Annotated in this window: 17 protein-coding genes, 7 tRNA genes and 1 pseudogene; 17 read left to right on the top strand and 8 right to left on the bottom strand. The window is 61.8% G+C overall.

The features are described 5' to 3' along the window. Positions 1–52 precede the first annotated feature (52 nt). Positions 53–331, top strand: a complete 279-nt coding sequence (ihfB, locus tag MnOB_RS16285; RefSeq protein WP_077525274.1) for an integration host factor subunit beta — start codon at positions 53–55, stop codon at positions 329–331. A 468-nt stretch (positions 332–799) separates the two neighbouring features. Beyond that, a complete protein-coding gene (locus MnOB_RS16290) occupies positions 800–1123 on the top strand; it encodes a ComEA family DNA-binding protein (RefSeq protein ID WP_077525275.1) in 324 nt (107 codons plus the stop codon). Positions 1124–1328: 205 nt separating this feature from the next. Here the strand turns inward: MnOB_RS16290 and MnOB_RS16295 are convergent. Together MnOB_RS16295 and MnOB_RS16300 are read right to left on the bottom strand one after the other, a co-directional pair. After that, positions 1329–1404, bottom strand: a tRNA-Asn gene (locus tag MnOB_RS16295). Positions 1405–1473: 69 nt separating this feature from the next. After that, positions 1474–2670 (bottom strand): amino acid aminotransferase, encoded by a 1197-nt coding sequence (locus MnOB_RS16300; protein WP_077525276.1) that lies wholly within the window; start codon positions 2668–2670, stop codon positions 1474–1476. Between the two features lie 180 nt (positions 2671–2850). On the opposite strand from MnOB_RS16300, the gene uvrB reads away from it, so the two are divergent. Beyond that, positions 2851–4866 (top strand): excinuclease ABC subunit UvrB, encoded by a 2016-nt coding sequence (gene uvrB / locus MnOB_RS16305; protein WP_077525277.1) that lies wholly within the window; start codon positions 2851–2853, stop codon positions 4864–4866. Between the two features lie 39 nt (positions 4867–4905). Here uvrB and MnOB_RS29270 read toward each other — a convergent pair whose 3' ends face one another. From MnOB_RS29270 to MnOB_RS16320, 4 genes and pseudogenes are all read right to left on the bottom strand, one after another. Further along, positions 4906–5283, bottom strand: a complete 378-nt coding sequence (locus MnOB_RS29270; protein WP_234358278.1) for an EamA family transporter — start codon at positions 5281–5283, stop codon at positions 4906–4908. A gap of 154 nt (positions 5284–5437) precedes the next feature. After that, positions 5438–5806, bottom strand: a pseudogene (locus tag MnOB_RS29275) (EamA family transporter); the annotation flags it as partial. Between the two features lie 41 nt (positions 5807–5847). Next, positions 5848–7407, bottom strand: a complete 1560-nt coding sequence (locus MnOB_RS16315) for an MDR family MFS transporter (RefSeq protein WP_077525278.1) — start codon at positions 7405–7407, stop codon at positions 5848–5850. Then, on the bottom strand, positions 7397–8443 hold the full coding sequence (locus MnOB_RS16320) for an HlyD family secretion protein (protein ID WP_077525279.1): 1047 nt from the start codon (positions 8441–8443) through the stop codon (positions 7397–7399). Before MnOB_RS16320 ends, MnOB_RS16315 begins: the two co-directional genes overlap by 11 nt. Positions 8444–8550: 107 nt before the next feature. On the opposite strand from MnOB_RS16320, the gene MnOB_RS16325 reads away from it, so the two are divergent. From MnOB_RS16325 to MnOB_RS16380, 12 genes are all read left to right on the top strand, one after another. Continuing rightward, positions 8551–9471 (top strand): LysR family transcriptional regulator, encoded by a 921-nt coding sequence (locus tag MnOB_RS16325; RefSeq protein WP_077525280.1) that lies wholly within the window; start codon positions 8551–8553, stop codon positions 9469–9471. A 26-nt stretch (positions 9472–9497) separates the two neighbouring features. Further along, positions 9498–10979, top strand: a complete 1482-nt coding sequence (gltX, locus tag MnOB_RS16330; RefSeq protein WP_077525281.1) for a glutamate--tRNA ligase — start codon at positions 9498–9500, stop codon at positions 10977–10979. A gap of 146 nt (positions 10980–11125) precedes the next feature. After that, positions 11126–11201, top strand: a tRNA-Ala gene (locus tag MnOB_RS16335). Positions 11202–11240: 39 nt separating this feature from the next. After that, a tRNA-Glu gene (locus tag MnOB_RS16340) sits at positions 11241–11316 on the top strand. Positions 11317–11359: 43 nt separating this feature from the next. After that, positions 11360–11435, top strand: a tRNA-Ala gene (locus MnOB_RS16345). A 63-nt stretch (positions 11436–11498) separates the two neighbouring features. Next, positions 11499–11574: transfer RNA gene (locus MnOB_RS16350), tRNA-Glu, on the top strand. A 43-nt stretch (positions 11575–11617) separates the two neighbouring features. Further along, positions 11618–11693: transfer RNA gene (locus tag MnOB_RS16355), tRNA-Ala, on the top strand. Between the two features lie 63 nt (positions 11694–11756). Beyond that, a tRNA-Glu gene (locus MnOB_RS16360) sits at positions 11757–11832 on the top strand. Between the two features lie 161 nt (positions 11833–11993). Next, complete coding sequence (locus MnOB_RS16365; RefSeq protein ID WP_077525282.1) at positions 11994–12533, top strand: TetR/AcrR family transcriptional regulator; 540 nt, start codon at positions 11994–11996, stop codon at positions 12531–12533. A gap of 11 nt (positions 12534–12544) precedes the next feature. Then, positions 12545–13387, top strand: a complete 843-nt coding sequence (locus MnOB_RS16370) for an alpha/beta hydrolase (protein WP_077525283.1) — start codon at positions 12545–12547, stop codon at positions 13385–13387. A gap of 103 nt (positions 13388–13490) precedes the next feature. Continuing rightward, positions 13491–14141: a bifunctional 4-hydroxy-2-oxoglutarate aldolase/2-dehydro-3-deoxy-phosphogluconate aldolase gene (locus MnOB_RS16375; protein ID WP_077525284.1), complete on the top strand. Its 651-nt coding sequence runs from the start codon at positions 13491–13493 to the stop codon at positions 14139–14141. Next, the gene (locus MnOB_RS16380; protein WP_077525285.1) at positions 14138–14587 is read left to right on the top strand and encodes an acyl-CoA thioesterase; all 450 of its coding nucleotides are present in this window, start codon (positions 14138–14140) and stop codon (positions 14585–14587) included. Before MnOB_RS16375 ends, MnOB_RS16380 begins: the two co-directional genes overlap by 4 nt. A gap of 3 nt (positions 14588–14590) precedes the next feature. Here MnOB_RS16380 and MnOB_RS16385 read toward each other — a convergent pair whose 3' ends face one another. Then, entirely contained in the window at positions 14591–14983 is a 393-nt protein-coding gene (locus MnOB_RS16385) for a hypothetical protein (RefSeq protein WP_077525286.1), read from the bottom strand. Between the two features lie 126 nt (positions 14984–15109). On the opposite strand from MnOB_RS16385, the gene MnOB_RS16390 reads away from it, so the two are divergent. Then, a complete protein-coding gene (locus MnOB_RS16390) occupies positions 15110–16090 on the top strand; it encodes a tRNA dihydrouridine synthase (RefSeq protein ID WP_077525287.1) in 981 nt (326 codons plus the stop codon). Here the strand turns inward: MnOB_RS16390 and MnOB_RS16395 are convergent. Continuing rightward, positions 16087–16833 carry an SDR family oxidoreductase gene (locus MnOB_RS16395; protein WP_077525288.1) on the bottom strand — a complete coding sequence of 249 codons (747 nt, stop codon included), beginning with the start codon at positions 16831–16833 and terminating at the stop codon, positions 16087–16089. The two genes, MnOB_RS16390 and MnOB_RS16395, sit on opposite strands and share 4 nt — an antisense overlap. 112 nt (positions 16834–16945) lie before the next feature. Between MnOB_RS16395 and MnOB_RS16400 the strand changes: the two genes are divergently transcribed. After that, positions 16946–17392, top strand: coding sequence for an Hsp20 family protein (locus MnOB_RS16400; protein ID WP_077525289.1), 447 nt, complete (start codon positions 16946–16948; stop codon positions 17390–17392). The last annotated feature ends 102 nt before the right edge of the window (positions 17393–17494 follow it).

The raw sequence follows: 17494 nt of genomic DNA on the forward strand, positions 1-17494 counted from the left end.
CGTGCTAAAACTCATAGAGCTGATCTAGCCGCTTGAATTAGAAGGGAAAACCATGACCAAGTCGGAGTTGATCGAACGAATCGTTACCCACCAGGGGCAGCTGTCGTCCAAGGATGTTGAGCTTGCCATCAAAACGATGCTCGAACAGATGTCGCAGGCGTTGGCGACAGGTGATCGGATCGAAATTCGTGGGTTTGGCAGTTTTTCCCTGCACTTTCGTGCGCCGCGAGTCGGACGTAACCCGAAGACTGGGGAGTCGGTGCGTCTCGACGGTAAATTTGTGCCGCATTTCAAGCCGGGCAAGGAGTTGCGCGATCGAGTTAATGAGTAACTCGGTCCATTGAGGGGCGATAACTCCCCATCCCTCGTTAGAGTGGGTGAATCAACCTCTGGAGTTCCCCGATTGCGCTTGGGGCGCAGTTCCTTGCGCAGAATCAAGCATCTCTCGATACCCTTTATTTCTCTATTGCACGCAGATATCTACCGTTAGCAGCACAGTACGGTGGGCGGTGTGCTCAATTGGGTAATGAGCCTTGCGGTAAGGTCGCGGTTAGAGTCTTGCGCTGAAAACTCGTGTTGAATTCGGCAAGGGTCGTTCGCTGCTGTTGAGGCCGATGACTACGTTCGAGTGCGCCAACTCCTACGCGAGACCGTCAACGGTTACACCCCGGAAGAGGAAATTGTTGACTGGATCCATCAGCAGCGACGAATTGAGCCTTCTAACTCCAGGCATTAGTTTGTGTCGGGCGGTTTCTGGATGTACCGCCCTTCCCCTTACTGATGACAAGGAGTGTTCACGATGTTTCGTGTACGTATCGCCTCGCTGTTTCTCGTTCTCTGTTCATCTTGTCTCGGCTATAGCCAAGTAGCTTTAGCAGCTAAGGCTGCGCCAGCGGCAGTAGTTGAAAGTTCTGCGAACCAGGCGGGCAAGCTGAATATCAATTCCGCGGACGAGTTGGCGTTGCAGGACCATATGGTTGGGATTGGTGCAGCGAAGGCCAAAGCAATCGTGCAGTACCGCGAGGAGAACGGTCCGTTCTCCTCGGTAGACGACCTGCTAGAGGTCAAGGGAATTGGTGTCAAGACTCTGGAGAAGAGTCGTGACAGGCTGACCGTCGAGTAGCGTACGGGCAAATCTAGAGCCGGCCTTCAAGGCCGGCTTTTTGTTGGCTGTCCCTGCTGCTAGCCAGAATGGCGGCGTTGCGATTTGGATATGGGGCGAAAGCCCAGCGCGCTTAAGAGAGGGGGCGGGGTGAGCGACGTGGGTCTAGACGAGTGTCCGTCGCCCAAAAGAAAAAGCCCCCGGCATGTGCCGAGGGCTTTTAATTTGGCTCCGCGACCTGGACTCGAACCAGGGACCCAATGATTAACAGTCATTTGCTCTACCGACTGAGCTATCGCGGATCGGATGCGCGTATCTTACTGATTAGAAAGGAGAAGTCAAGCATCTGCTTGAGCTTCTCCTTTTCCACGTCAGAGTACCTGGGTAATCGCGCGGGTGATGCTTTCCAGGTTGCTGTTGTTCAGCGCGGCAACGCAGATGCGGCCGGTGCTGACGGCGTAGATGCCGAACTCGTTTTTCAGGCGTTCCACTTGCTCGGCGGTCAGGCCGGAGTAGGAGAACATGCCGCGCTGACGAGCCACGAAGCTGAAGTCGCGCTTGGCGCCCTGGGCCGCCAATTGCTCGACCATGGCCAGGCGCATGCTGTGGATGCGCGTACGCATCTCGCCTAGCTCGCCTTCCCACATGGCACGCAGTTCCGGGCTGTTGAGCACAGAGGCAACCACGGTAGCGCCATGGGTGGGCGGGTTGGAGTAGTTGGTGCGGATCACGCGCTTGACTTGCGACAGCACGCGGCCAGCCTCTTCCTTCGAGTTGGTTACCACGGACAGGGCACCGACGCGCTCGCCGTACAGCGAGAAGGACTTGGAGAAGGAGCTGGAGACGAAGAACTGCAGGCCGGATTCGGCGAACAGGCGTACCGCGAACGCGTCCTCATCAATGCCGGCGCCGAAGCCCTGATAGGCGATGTCGAGGAACGGCACATGCTCGCGCTCGCGCAGAACTTCCAGAACGGCTTTCCAGTCTTCCAGTTCGAGGTCCACGCCGGTCGGGTTGTGGCAGCAGGCGTGCAGTACCACGACGGACCGAGCGGGCAGGGCCTTGAGGTCTTCCAGCAAGCCGGCACGATTCACACCATTGGTGGCTGCATCGTAGTAGCGGTAGTTCTGCACCGGGAAACCGGCGGCTTCGAACAGGGCGCGGTGGTTTTCCCAGCTCGGGTCGCTGATGGCGACTACGGCATTGGGCAGCAGGCGCTTGAGGAAGTCGGCGCCGGTTTTCAGTGCGCCGGTACCGCCCACGGCCTGGGTGGTGACAACGCGGCCTTGGGCCAGCAGTTCGGAATCAGCGCCGAACAACAGCTTTTGCACGGCCTGGTCGTAGGACGCGATACCCTCGATTGGCAGGTAGCCACGCGGGGCGTGCGCTTCGATGCGGGCCTTTTCCGCTTCAGCTACAGCGCGCAGGAGCGGGATACGGCCCTGCTCGTTGTAGTAGACGCCCACGCCCAGGTTGATTTTGTCGGCACGGGTATCGGCGTTGAACGCTTCGTTGAGACCCAGGATAGGATCACGCGGAGCCATTTCGACGGCAGAAAACAGACTCATGATGCGGCAGCTCGGAGGAAGATGAGGATGGGATGCAACCCCGAACGATGTGCGCTAGGGGTTGCGCAATCGGGCCGGTATTATAGCGGCCCAGACAGTTTGCGGCGACATCGCGCGCAAGCTTTCCGCCAGGTATGACGCCCGTTCTGCCCAGGTGTCACATCCAATGTCGAGGTCAGCATGTCGGAGTTCCAGCTTGTAACCCGTTTCGAGCCCGCCGGCGACCAGCCGGAGGCCATTCGCCAGATGGTGGAAGGGCTTGAAGCCGGCCTTTCGCACCAGACGCTGCTGGGGGTTACCGGGTCGGGGAAGACCTTCAGCATTGCCAATGTCATTTCCCAGGTACAGCGTCCCACGCTGGTACTGGCGCCCAACAAGACATTGGCGGCGCAGCTGTATGGCGAATTCCGCGCGTTCTTCCCGAACAACTCCGTCGAGTACTTCGTTTCGTACTACGACTATTACCAGCCGGAAGCCTACGTTCCGTCCTCCGATACCTATATCGAGAAAGATGCCTCGATCAACGACCATATCGAGCAGATGCGCCTGTCCGCGACGAAGGCTCTGCTGGAGCGTCCAGACGCCATCATCGTCGCCACCGTTTCTTCCATTTATGGTCTGGGTGATCCGGCGTCCTACCTGAAGATGGTGCTGCACATCGACCGCGGCGACCGTCTCGACCAGCGGACCTTGCTGCGGCGCCTGGCAGAATTGCAGTACACACGCAATGACATGGACTTTGCCCGCGCAACCTTCCGCGTTCGCGGCGATGTCATCGATGTTTTCCCGGCAGAATCCGATCTGGAGGCGATCCGTGTCGAACTGTTCGATGATGAGGTGGAAAGCCTAGCGGCGTTCGATCCTCTGACGGGCGAGGTGATCCGCAAGCTGCCGCGCTTCACTTTCTATCCGAAAAGCCACTACGTGACGCCGCGCGAGGTGCTGCTGGAGGCGGTGGACAAGATCAAGGAAGAGCTCAAAGAGCGCCTCGAGCAGTTGCGTTCAGCCAACAAGCTGGTGGAGGCGCAGCGGCTGGAGCAGCGTACCCGCTTCGATCTGGAAATGATTCTCGAGCTGGGCTATTGCAACGGCATCGAAAACTACTCCCGCTATCTCTCCGGTCGCGCTCCGGGCGAGGCGCCGCCGACGCTCTATGACTACCTGCCTGCGAATTCGCTGCTGGTGATCGATGAATCCCACGTCACGGTTCCCCAGGTGGGGGCGATGTTCAAGGGCGACCGTTCGCGCAAGGAAACGCTGGTGGAGTACGGTTTCCGCCTGCCGTCGGCGCTGGACAACCGCCCGCTGCGCTTCGATGAGTGGGAAGCGATCAGTCCCCAGACCATCTTCGTGTCTGCCACCCCGGGCCCCTACGAGGGTGAGCATGCCGGCCGGGTGGTCGAGCAAGTGGTGCGACCGACGGGCCTGGTGGACCCGCAGGTGGAAGTACGTCCGGCTACTACCCAGGTGGACGACCTGCTTTCCGAGATTCACAAGCGTGTAGCAGTCGAAGAGCGGGTGCTGGTCACCACGCTGACCAAGCGCATGGCGGAGGACCTCACCGACTACCTGGCTGACCATGACGTCAAGGTGCGTTACCTGCACTCGGATATCGATACCGTGGAGAGGGTGGAAATCATTCGCGACCTCCGTGTCGGCGCTTTCGACGTGTTGGTGGGGATCAACCTGCTGCGCGAAGGCCTGGATATGCCGGAGGTTTCGCTGGTGGCCATCCTGGATGCCGACAAGGAAGGCTTCCTGAGATCCGAGCGTTCGCTCATCCAGACCATCGGACGCGCGGCGCGCAACCTGAACGGCAGGGCGATTCTTTACGCCGACAACGTCACCGGCTCCATGCAGCGAGCGCTGGATGAGACCGATCGACGCCGCAGCAAGCAAGTGGCGTTCAACGAAGCCCACGGCATCGTGCCGAAAGGTGTGAAGAAGGACATTCAGGACATCCTCGAAGGTGCGACCGTACCGGGCTCGCGCAGTAACAAGCGCAAGGCCATGGCCAAGGCTGCCGAGGAGAGCGCCCGGTACGAGGCGGAACTGCGTTCGCCGAGCGAGATCACCAAGCGTATTCGCCAGATGGAGGAGAAGATGTTCCAGCTGGCCCGCGACCTGGAGTTCGAAGCTGCGGCACAATTGCGCGACGAAATCCAGAAGTTGCGGGAGCGGCTGCTCCAGCTCTGAATGAAAGAGGGCGCCATCTGGCGCCCTTCTTCATTGTCGTTAGCGCCTACCGAAGATGATCATCACAACGCCTGCCAGAGTCGCCAGGCAGGCAAGCAGTGCGGCGGCTTCGAGTCGTTCTCCGAGGATCACGAAACCGAGCAGGAGTGCCACTACCGGATTGACGAAGGCGAAGGTCGAAACCAGGCTCGGTTTCACTTCCCTCAGCAGCCAGAAATAAGCGGGATAAACTCCCAGGCTGACCGGCACCACCAGATAGGCCATCCATAGCCAGGCATCCACGCTCACGCTGGACAGGTCCACTCCGCTCCAGTCCCCACGCCACAAACCGAAGATCGCGAGAATCAGCGTGCCCGTCAGCATCTGCAGGCTCAGCCCCATCCAGCTGGAACGGAAGGGCGGGCGCTGGCGCAGCATCCACGCGCCGCCCCCCCCAGAGGAGCGTGGCAATCACCACCAGCGCACTTGCGAACCATTGATCGAAGCCGGAGTCGGCGCCCAGTCCCTTGCCCATCAGCATCACAATGCCGCCGCTGGCGAGTGCCAGGCCGCAGAGGACCCAGAGCGGCGGTCGGCGATCCAGCAGCCATTCCAACGCCACGCTCCAGAGGGGGAGGGTGGTATAAAGCATCGCCAGCATGCCGGTGGGCAGGAACTGGTTGGCGTAAATCAGCGCTCCCTGGCCAACGGCAATCAAAAGGACGCCACCAACCAGGGCGCCACCGAAGTCGCTGCGCTGGACTTGCGCCTTGCCGCTGGCCAGCACCCAGCCCAGGGCCAGGGTGCCCGCGAACAGGAAGCGCAAGGTGGCGATGACAAAGGGCGGCAGTTCACGCAGGAGGAAGTGGTTGGCCAGGTAAGTGGTGCCCCAGCCGATGTAAATCATGGCGAAGGCACCGATCAGGAGAAGGGTGCGGCGGGTTGAAGCGTGGAAAGACATGTACAGCCTGAAGCGAAGCGCGCCGGATGTCCGGCGCGGGATTAGTGGGCGGCGGCGCTGGCGCCACCTGTAGCGCCGACGGGCAGGGCGCGGGTGAGCAGCACGGCGAGCATGCTGACGCCGAGGGCGATACCGATGAAATGGAAGGCGTCATTGTAGGCCATGATGCTGGCCTGCTGGTGTGCGATTTCGCTGAGCTTGCCCAGGGCCGCTTGCTCGCTGCCGAGCTTCTCCGTCAGCAGTGCCAGACGTTCGGCGACCTGCGGATTGCTGGGCACCAGGGACTCGCGCAGGTAGTCGAAGTAGACCTTGGCGCGGGCGTCCAGCAAGGTGGCAAGCAGGGCGATCCCGATGGCGCCGCCCAGGTTTCGCAGGATGTTGAACAGGCTGGAAGCAGAGCCGGCGTCCTGCGGCTGGATGTAGGCGGTGGCGATCAACGACACAGTCACCATCACCAGAGGCTGGCCGAGGGCGCGAATGATCTGGATCTGGTTGAACTGTGGCCCCGCGAAGTCCGGGTTGAGCACGCCAGAGGCAAAGCTGGCGTAACCAAACAGGCCAAAACCCAGGGCGCAGAGGAACTTGGGCGAAATGACTTTCATCAACTTGGGGACGAGCGGAATCAGGAACAGCTGCGGGACGCCCATCCACATGATCACTTCGCCGATCTGCAGTGCGTTGTAACCCTGGATCTGCGCCAGATACAGCGGCAACACATAAATCGAACCGTACAGGCCCATGCCAAGACCAACACTGGAAATGCTCGACAAGCCGAAGTTGCGGTTTTTCAGGATGCCGAGGTTGATCAGCGGATTGGGGCGCGAGACCTGGAGGATGACGAAAAGGACCAGGCTCACCAGCGCAATGCTGCCCAGTCCGACGATCAGGTCAGACTCCAGCCAGTCCTTGCGGTGGCCTTCTTCGAGAAACACCTGCAGGCAACCGAGCCCGACACCGAGCGTCACGATGCCGGCGTAGTCGGTACGCTTGAGCAGTTCCCAGTGCGGTGCCTTCTTCTCCAGTCCATAGAGCAGCCCGGCAATCATCAGCAGGCCCGGCGGCACGTTGATATAGAAGATGTATTCCCAGCCGAAGTTTTCCGTCAGCCAGCCACCCAGGGTCGGGCCGATGGAAGGGGCGAAGGTCGCAGTAATGGCAAACAGCGCCATGCCCTTGGCGCGATGATGCTCCGGCAGCTTGATCAGGGTGAGGGTGAATGCCAACGGAATCAGCGCGCCGCCAGTGAAGCCCTGCAAGGCTCGGAAGGCGATCATGCTTTCCAGGCTCCAGGCGAAGGAGCAGAGCAGGGAAGAAATCAGGAAGCCGACGGACACCCACACCGCCAGGCGCCGCGCCGAGAGGAGCTGCACCAGCCAAGCGGTGAGCGGAATCATGATGATTTCCGCTACCAGGTAGGAGGTAGAAATCCACGAGCCTTCTTCGAGCGTGGCAGAGAGCGCGCCCTGGATGTCCTTGAGCGAGGAGTTGGTGATCTGGATGTCCAGCACCGCCATGAAAGCGCCGAGCATGGCGCTCATCACAGCTATCCAGTCACGTCGGCTCGGTTCGCCAGTGGGGCGAACCAGTGCATCACCCGCCATGGTTCTCGGCCTTCAGGCGCACTTTGACCATAACGGACATGCCGGGACGGATGCGGCCCTTGAGCGGATTGTCGGAGGCGAAGGTCAGCTTCACCGGAATGCGTTGGACCACCTTGGTGAAGTTGCCTGTGGCGTTATCCGGCGGGAGTAGGCTGAACTGTGCGCCGGAGGCCGCGAAGAGGCTGTCCACGCGGGCTTCGATGGGGGTATCGGGGAAGCTGTCGAAGATCAGTTCTGCGGTCTGGCCCGGCAGCATGCGCTCGATCTGGGTTTCCTTGAAGTTCGCCTGGACCCAGATGTCTTCGTCCGGCACCAGGGACATCAGGTGCGCGCCCACCTGGACGTACTGGCCATTGCGCGCGGCGCGCTGGCCGACGCGACCGTCGATGGGCGAACGGATTTCGGTACGGCTGAGGTTCAGCTCTGCCTGGGCGACCTCGGCACGTGCTGTTGCGATCTGCGCTTCCAGGCGCTTGATCTCGGCGTTCAGCGCATCCACTTGCTGGCGCTGGGCCTTGAGGTCGGCCTCTGCCTTGGCGACCTGGGAGCGGGCGACGCGGGAGTCAGCGGACAGGGTAGTGACGCGCTCCTCGGAGACGTAGCCGGGCTTGCGCAGGGTCTGTGCGCGGGACAGGTCGATCTGAGTGCGGCCCAGGGTGGCTTGGGTCGCGGCGACATCAGCCTGGCTCGCGGCGATCAGGCTGGACTGCTGCACGAGTTTGCTCTGCGCCTGGGCCAGCTCGGCTTCGCGCGTATCGAGCTGGGCCCGGGCCCGTTCCAGGGCGAGCTTGAAGTCGTCGGCGTCGAGACGCACCAGAACATCGCCTTTCTTCACTTGCTGGTTGTCGCTGACCAGCACTTCATCGATGCGCGCACCCAGCTGGCTGGAGACGCGAGTGATTTCCCCCTGCACGTAAGCGTTGTCGGTGGATTCGAGGAATCGGCCGATCAGCAGCCAGTGGCCGAAGAGGCCGGCGGCGACCAGAGCCACCAGGGCGATGAAGGTGAACAGGCGGCGTTGCAGTTTGGCGGGCATGGAAAACGTGGCTCGAAGTCTTTGCAGAATGTTGCGAATCTAGCAGTGTTCCGTGCTCGCCAATAGCCGGTACAATTCAGAAACTTTGTTGCTTATAAGGAACAATAATGGGGCTGGATGATGCGCTTATCTTCACTCGCGTAGTCGAGTGCCACAGCTTCACCCAGGCTGCGCAAAGCCTGGGCATGCAGAAATCCACCGTCAGTCGCCGCATTGCGCTTCTGGAAGAGCGTCTCGGGGTGCGCCTGCTCAATCGCACGACCCGCAAGCTGCGGCTGACCGAAGTAGGGCTGGCGTATTACGAAAGATGCCGGCAGATCATGCTGGACTTCGCCGAAGCCGAGCAGGCGGTCATGCAATTGCAGCAGGAGCCCTCTGGCCTGCTGCGCGTCACTGCGCCTATCGAATTTGGCCAGTTGTTCCTCGGCAAGGTGCTGGGCAGTTTCATGCGCCAGTACCCGCAGATCACTGCTGAAGTTGAAATCACCTCGCGCAATGTCGATCCGCTGGAAGAGGGCGTGGACATCGCGATCATGATCGGCCAGCCGCAGGACTCAACCCTGATCGCTCGCAAGTTGTTCGAGAGCGGTCGGCGGCTTTGCGCGAGCCCGGCTTACCTCGCTGCCCACGGCACACCGCGTACGGTGGAGGCCCTTGCTGGCCATCGTGCCGTCCTGCTGCCCCAGGATTCCCAGCGCTACTGGATGCTGCAGGGGGAAAGCGTGCCCTGCCAGCGCGTCCTCTATTGCAACAACATCACCTTTGCCCGCGAGGCAGTGTTGGCGGGTGCCGGCATTGCAGGTCTACCGCTGATGTTCACCGAATCGGCCGTGCAGCGCGGCGAACTGATCGAGCTGCTGCCTGAAGCGCAATTGCCCAGTGGCGAAATCTATGCGGTCTATCCGTCGCGGCGTTTCCAGGCGATGAAGGTCAAGGCATTTCTCGACTTCCTGATGCGCAGCCTGCCGGTACAAGAAGGACACTTGCTGGAGCCGATGGCGACCAGCCTGATAAGATCGCGCCTTTGATTCACCTTGAGTTTCGAGACCACTCCATGACCACCGTCCGTACCCGTATCGCGCCGTCGCCCACCGGCGACCCGCACGTGGGCACCGCCTACATCGCCCTGTTCAATCTGTGTTTCGCGCGCCAGCACGGCGGTCAGTTCATCCTGCGTATCGAGGACACTGACCAGCTGCGTTCCACGCGTGAATCCGAACAGCAGATCTTCGACGCCCTGCGTTGGCTTGGCATCGAGTGGGACGAAGGCCCGGACGTTGGTGGCCCGCATGGCCCGTACCGCCAGAGCGAGCGCGGTGAGATCTACAAGAAGTACTCCCAGGAGCTGGTGGTCAAGGGGCATGCCTTCCCGTGCTTCTGCACCGCTGAGCGCCTGGACAAGCTGCGCGCCGAGCAGACCGAGCGCAAGGAAACCCCGCGCTACGACGGCCACTGCATGCATCTGGCCAAGGATGAGGCAGACAAGCGCATCGCCGCCGGTGAGCCCCATGTCGTGCGCATGAAGGTGCCGAGCGAAGGCGTCTGCGTGGTCCCGGACATGCTCCGTGGTGATGTCGAAATCCCGTGGGATCGCATGGATATGCAGGTCCTGATGAAGACCGACGGCCTGCCGACCTATTTCCTCGCCAACGTCGTGGATGACCACCTGATGGGCATCACCCATGTCCTGCGTGGCGAAGAATGGCTGCCTTCGGCGCCCAAGCTGATCAAGCTCTACGAGTACTTCGGTTGGGAGCAGCCCAAGCTCTGCTACATGCCGCTGCTGCGCAATCCGGACAAGAGCAAGCTCTCCAAGCGCAAGAACCCCACCTCCATCACCTTCTACGAGCGCATGGGCTTCCTGCCTGAAGCGATGCTCAACTACCTGGGCCGCATGGGCTGGTCGATGCCGGATGAGCGCGAGAAGTTCTCCTTGGCGGAGATGGTCGAGCACTTCGATCTGTCGCGTATTTCGCTGGGCGGTCCGATCTTCGATCTGGAAAAACTCTCCTGGCTGAATGGCCAGTGGATCCGGGAACTGCCGGTGGAGCGTTTCGCCGCCGAGATTCAGAAGTGGGCACTCAACCCCGAGTACCTCATGCGCATCGCGCCGCACGTGCAGGGCAGGGTGGAGACTTTCAGCCAGATTGCGCCATTGGCCGGTTTCTTCTTCTCCGGCGCGGTGCCTCTGGATGCCAAGCTGTTCGAGCACAAGAAGCTGAGCCCGGACCAGGTGCGCCAGGTCATGCAGCTGGTGCTGTGGAAGCTGGAATCCTTGCGTCAGTGGGAAAAAGACCGCATCACCGGCTGCATTCAGGCCGTTGCCGAGAGCCTGGAGCTCAAGCTGCGAGATGTGATGCCGCTGATGTTCCCTGCCATCACCGGGCAGGCCAGTTCGGTTTCGGTGCTGGATGCCATGGAAATCCTGGGGGCTGATCTCAGTCGCTTCCGGTTGCGTCAGGCCATCGAGCTTCTCGGCGGCGTATCGAAGAAAGAAACCAAGGAGTGGGAGAAGCTGCTCGCGGCCATCGCCTGATGGCCCTCCGGTCGGTTCAGGGAAGGTCCTGTGCCGACCGAGGTCGGGTAAGTGTTTGTTCTTCCAGATAAAAAAGTTCGGTTTGTAGAAAAAATATTGTTGACAGCAGGAGGGGGCGCCCCTAATATGCGCCCCGTCCTCGCGACGGGGCTATAGCTCAGCTGGGAGAGCGCTTGCATGGCATGCAAGAGGTCGACGGTTCGATCCCGTCTAGCTCCACCACTCTTTCAAGAGTGGGTCGCGAAAAGGCATGAAGGTTTCGTCCCCTTCGTCTAGTGGCCTAGGACACCGCCCTTTCACGGCGGTAACAGGGGTTCGAGTCCCCTAGGGGACGCCATTTTCCAGCAGCATCGGCCATGCCGGTGCAGCCGAAGTAATTCGGGGCTATAGCTCAGCTGGGAGAGCGCTTGCATGGCATGCAAGAGGTCGACGGTTCGATCCCGTCTAGCTCCACCAAACACGATGCGCCACGCATCACAGGGGCCAGCTTGAGAGCTGGCCCTGTTGTCAGAAGGTTTTGTCCCCTTCGTCTAGTGGCCTAGGACACCGCCCTTTCACGGCGGTAACAGGGGTTCGAGTCCCCTAGGGGACGCCACTTTCCAGCAGCATCGGCCATGCCGATGCAGCCGAAGCAATTCGGGGCTATAGCTCAGCTGGGAGAGCGCTTGCATGGCATGCAAGAGGTCGACGGTTCGATCCCGTCTAGCTCCACCAAATCGATGCCAAGCGCATCACTCAGGGCCAGCCTAAGTGCTGGCCCTGCTGTTCGAAGGTTCTGTCCCCTTCGTCTAGTGGCCTAGGACACCGCCCTTTCACGGCGGTAACAGGGGTTCGAGTCCCCTAGGGGACGCCACTTTTCATTTCCCGCTTTGCGGGCTTTCAAGGGTCATTCCAGCTTGGGATGGCCCTTTTGTTTTTCCGCCCTTTTTCCGCGCCGACGAATGGCTTTCCAGCCAGCTTGCCATTTTGTATTACACAAATAATATTATGGCTGTAATTCAAGAGGAGGCTGACATGAGCGAGAAGAAAGCCCAAACCCGAGAACGCATCCTCCAGGCCGCCGCTTCGGCCATGTTGCAGCATGGTCCGCAGGAGCCGGGTGTCGCTGATGTGATGGGGGCCGCCGGGCTGACGGTGGGCGGTTTTTACGCTCATTTCGCCAGCAAGGATGCCCTGATGCTGGAGGTGTTCGAGCAACTGCTGCGAAAGCGTCGGGATCTCATGGCGTTGATTGACCAGGGGCTCCCCGGCGCTGAGCGACGTGCTCTCGCCGCGGGTTTCTACTTGTCGCGCAAGCACCGGGATGCTACTCGCTCCGGTTGCCCGCTACCCAGCTCCCTGAGTGCGATGGCGCAGCTGCCGGGAGCGTACCGGGAACTATTGGCCGAGCACCTGGAAGTGCTCAGCGCCAGGATGTGCGACAGCCCCGAGGAGGTCGATAAGGCGCTCGCCGACCTCGCACTGATGGTAGGTGGCCTGGCGCTGGCGCGGGCCCTGGGTGAAGGTGATCTGTCCGATCGAGTACTGCGTGCCGCCAAGTCGGCGGTCATTTGAGGAGCTTGATGATGAATAGCCTTCGCCTCATTCGCGGCGTGAACGCCACCCTTGGTCGTCTGGCACCGCAGGCTGTCGCCCGGCACATGCGTCGCCAATTCATGACGCCTCGCAACCGGGCGCCGCGGGAATGGGAGATGCAGCTGCTCGGCAGCTCCGAGCGGATCACCCTGCGTTTTGGCCTATCCGCGCTGCGCTGGGGAAGCGGTCCCACTGTCTTGCTGATGCATGGTTGGGAAGGGCGCCCCACCCAGTTCGCCAGCCTGATCGAGGCACTGGTGGCGGCCGGCTATGGTGTGGTGGCGCTGGATGGTCCCGCCCATGGGCGCTCGCCCGGACACGAAGCGAATGTGGTGCTTTTCGCGCGGGCGTTGCTGGAAGCCGCAGGAGAGCTGCCGCCGCTGCATGCGGTGATCGGTCACTCCATGGGTGCCGCAAGTGTCCTGTTGGCGAGTCAGATGGGATTGCGAGCCAAGGCCCTCGTGAGCATCTCGGGCCCCAGCCGAATCCTTGGGCCGCTGCGTAGCTTCGCCCGAATGATGGGTCTGCCGGCAAAAGCGCGAGCGCATTTCGTCAACCAGGTGGAGCGGCACGCGGGCATACCCGTTGCCCATCTCGACGTGGAGCGCTATCAGCTGGAAATACCCGGACTGGTCGTGCATGCCGAGGACGACCTGTTGGTGCCGGTCGCCGATAGCCAGGTCATTCACGATGCGTGGTTCGACAGCCAGTTGCTGAGGCTGGAGCAGGGCGGCCACCAGCGCCTTCTCGCCGATACCCGTGTAATCCAGGCCGTGCTCACCCTGCTGGAACAGGTTCAGGAGGTCCGCATCGCGACAGAAGCTCTGCGTTGAGGCTGGCAGGTGACCTGCCGACAGTGCTCTACTTCCAACGTTCACCGGCTCGCTATGTCGCGTGCGGCAATGGGCCGGGGACTTTGCAATGTGGAGAACTGACATGAGCCTGACGATGGATGTGGTGCTGCAGCGGGCGCGACCGGTTCTGCCCGTGCTGGTGATCGAGGATACCGGGTTGGCCCTGGACCTCGCCGGGGCACTGAGCGCTGGCGGCGTCGAAGTGCTGGAGGTGACCTTGCGTACGCCGCGGGCGCTGGACGCACTGGCGGCAATCCGCAAGGAGTTCCCGGACCTGCTGGTGGGCGCCGGTACCTTGATCCATACCGAACAATTCCTCGAGGCGCGCGATGCCGGGGCGCATTTTGCCGTCAGCCCTGGATGTACCGAGCGTCTCGCGGCAGCCGCGGAAGATTCCGGCCTGCCATACCTGCCTGGTGTGATGACGCCCTCCGAAGTGCTGTTGGCGCTGGAGTACGGCTATCGCTCGCTGAAGCTGTTCCCGGCCAATGGCAATGGCAGTGTGAAGATGCTGAAAAGCCTCAAGGGGCCGTTTACCGGCATCCGTTTTTGCCCTACCGGCGGCGTGACGCCCGACAACTTGCCCAGTTTCCTGCGCTTGCCCAACGTGGCCTGCGTGGGTGGCACCTGGATCGCGCCCTCGAGCCTGATCCGTGCCCGCGCGTGGGACCAGATCACTCAACTCGCCACCGAGGCCCGCGAACTGGCCAGCAACCTGGAGCAGCATCCATGAACTGGGACATGCCCAATCCTTTCGTCATCGATATCAAGGTAGGTGCCGACGACATCGACGGCCTTGGTCATGCCAACAACGCCGTATACGTCAGTTGGCTGGAGCGATGTGCGTGGCGGCACTCTCAGAACCTCGGGCTGGACCTGGCCGAGTACCGCCGACTGGATCGTGCCATGGCGGTGCTGCGGCATGAGATCGACTACCTCGCCGCAGCCTACGAGGGCCAGGAGTTGCAGATGGCAACCTGGATCGTGGAGTCGGATCAACGCCTGAGGATGGATCGCCGCTTCCAGCTGGTGCGACCGGAAGATGGCGCCACCCTGCTGCGGGCGAAAACCACCTTCGTCTGCATCGAACTCTCCTCCGGCAGGCCGAAGCGTATGCCGACGGAGTTCGTCGAAGGGTATGGCCAGGCGCTGCAGCCGCCATTTCCGCTGGAGCTCTGAGGCTCACCCCTCTACCGGCGCGAGGAACACCTCGTGCTGGTCCTGGACGATACGAAAGTGGCGGACTTCGCCGGGCTTGAAGAGGGCCGACTGCGGGTCGCCGGCAAACAGTCCGGCACAGTAGCCGGAACCGCTCTGCGCCACTCTCAGCGCGACCTCGCCCGCGGGTACCGGAATGCTCACCGACTGGCCGGGCGCTATCTTCGCCACGAGTTCGTTCTGCACGTAAAGGTCGATGTCGCAGGCGTTCGGGATGTTCTCATCGCGGCTGACCAGAAGTTCACCAATGGCGTCCGGTACCGGTTGCCGCGGCGACGCCAGGATCGCCTCGCTGGCGGCGAAAACCACCGTGGAAGCCAGCGTGAGTGCGGCAAGGACGGGTACGAGCGAATTCATCGTGGCGTTTCTCCTGCGCTGAATCTGAGAAAATTCGACCACCAGTCCAGCCGGATGCTCCCCGGGATATTCGCCGTCCGTCATGCTGCGTAAACTACGCGCCTTTTTCCTGTGAGCCTGTCATCCATGCAAATCGCCCTGGCCCCGATGGAAGGGCTGGTCGACGAAATCCTTCGCGATGTGCTGACCCGTGTCGGTGGCATCGATTGGTGCGTGACCGAATTCATCCGGGTTTGCGACCGCCTGTTGGCGGCCAGCACCTTCGAGAAGTTGGCCCCCGAACTGGCCGATGGCGCCCGCACCCGTGCCGGTACGCCCATGCGCGTGCAATTGCTGGGTTCCGACCCGGTTTGCCTGGCGGAGAACGCGGCCTTTGCCTGCGAGCTCGGCGCGCCGGTGATCGACCTCAACTTCGGCTGCCCGGCCAAGACGGTGAACAAGTCTCGCGGCGGCGCGGTGCTGCTCAAGGAACCCGAGCTGCTCCATGCCATCGTCCGCGAGGTGCGCCGTGCCGTCCCCGCGTGTATTCCCGTGACCGCGAAGATGCGCCTCGGTTTCGATAGCCCCGATGGCGCCCTGGACTGCGCACGCGCGCTAGCCGACGGCGGTGCCCAGCAGATCGTGGTGCATGCGCGGACCAAGGTCGAAGGCTACAAGCCGCCAGCGCACTGGGAATGGGTGGCGCGGGTGCAGGACACGGTCAAGGTGCCCGTGTTCGCCAATGGCGAGGTCTGGACTCTGGCTGATTGGCGTCGCTGCCGCGAAGTGAGTGGCGTGGAGGACATCATGCTGGGTCGTGGCCTCGTGTCGCGGCCGGACCTGGCGCGACAGATCGCTGCGGCGCGCGCCGGAGAGCCGGTAGTGGAAATGACCTGGGCGGAGCTTCAGCCGATGCTTCAGGATTTCTGGCGCCAGGCCCGGCGCAAGCTCGCTCCACGCTATGCGCCGGGACGCCTGAAGCAGTGGCTGGGCATGCTCACTCGCAGCTATCCCGAAGCAGTCGCACTATTCGCCGAGGTGCGCCGCGAGAATGACTGCGCCCGGATCGACGCCTTGCTTGGCGTCCCGAACCTGCAGCGGGAGTGGGCTGAAGCCGTCTGCGCCTAACGCCCGCCAGAGACATCGAGGAAGCTGCCGCTGGTGTACGACGCTTCCTCGCTGGCCAGCCAGAGAATCGCTGCGGCCACTTCCTCCGCTTCGCCACCTCTGCCCATGGGCACCGACTGACGCACACGCTCGACACGATCCGGTTCGCCGCCGCTGGCGTGGATTTCGGTGCGGATCACGCCAGGGCGCACCGCGTTGACGCGAATCCCTTCCGCCGCCAGCTCCTTGGCCAGTCCCAGGGTCATGCTGTCGACAGCTCCCTTGGCTGCCGCGTAGTCGATGTACTCGTTGGGAGCGCCAATGCGCGCGGCAATGGACGACAGGTTGACGATGGCGCCGCCCTGGCCGCCATGCCGCGTCGACATGCGCTTGATGGCTTCCCGCGCGCAGAGGAAGCTGCCCACTACATTGGCCCGCAATACCCGCTCGAAACGGGCCACGTCCATGTCCTCCAGGCGCATCTGGCGCTCCAGCATGCCAGCGTTGTTGACCAGCACATCCAGCCGCCCGAATTCCTGGTCCAGGCGTTCGAACATGTCCATCACCTGGGATTCATTACCGACATCCGCGCGCAGGAGGAGGGCGCGACCGCCGGCGGACTCGATTTCACGCGCCAGTGTTTCGGCCGCTTCCTGTTGCTGTCGGTAGTTGATACCCAGGGCGTAGCCGCGTTGTGCCGCGAGGCGGGCCGTGGCGGCACCGATGCCACGGCTGGCTCCCGTGATCAGCATGACTTTCTGCATGGGATTTCCTTCGGGGCTTGAAAAGTTTTCGGCTGTCCCAATCTAGGGTACTGCGGGATGCCGAAGTCGGGTCCCGCACTTGAACCACTTGCTGATTATTCAGGAGATTTTCATGAGCACTGCATTTTCCCTTGCCCCTCTGTTCCGTCATTCCGTGGGCTTCGACCGTTTCAATGACCTGTTCGAATCCGCCCTGCGCAATGAGAGTGGCAGCACCTATCCGCCCTACAACGTCGAGAAACACGGTGACGACCAGTACCGTATCGTCATTGCCGTAGCCGGCTTCCAGGAAGAAGACCTGGAGCTCCAGGTAGAGCGCGGTGTGCTGACTGTCGGTGGCGGCAAGCGTGAGAAGAGCGACGAGTCCGTCACCTATCTGCATCACGGCATCGCCCAGCGCGCTTTCAAGCTGTCCTTCCGCCTGGCCGACCACATCGAAGTCAAGGCTGCTGCCCTGCAGAGCGGCCTGCTGAACGTCGACCTGGTACGCGTAGTGCCGGAAGAGGCCAAGGCCAAGCGCATCCCGATCAACGGGCACCGTGCAGTGCTGGAGAACTGATCTCCTGGCTTCACCCCCAAAAGAAAGGGCGCCTGCGGGCGCCCTTTTTTGTGGTTCTTCGCGGATTTCCGGGGAGCCATGAAAAAAGAACGGCGATTTGGT

Origin of the sequence: Metapseudomonas resinovorans, from assembly GCF_002003485.1 — a bacterium.
GTDB lineage: Bacteria > Pseudomonadota > Gammaproteobacteria > Pseudomonadales > Pseudomonadaceae > Metapseudomonas > Metapseudomonas resinovorans_D.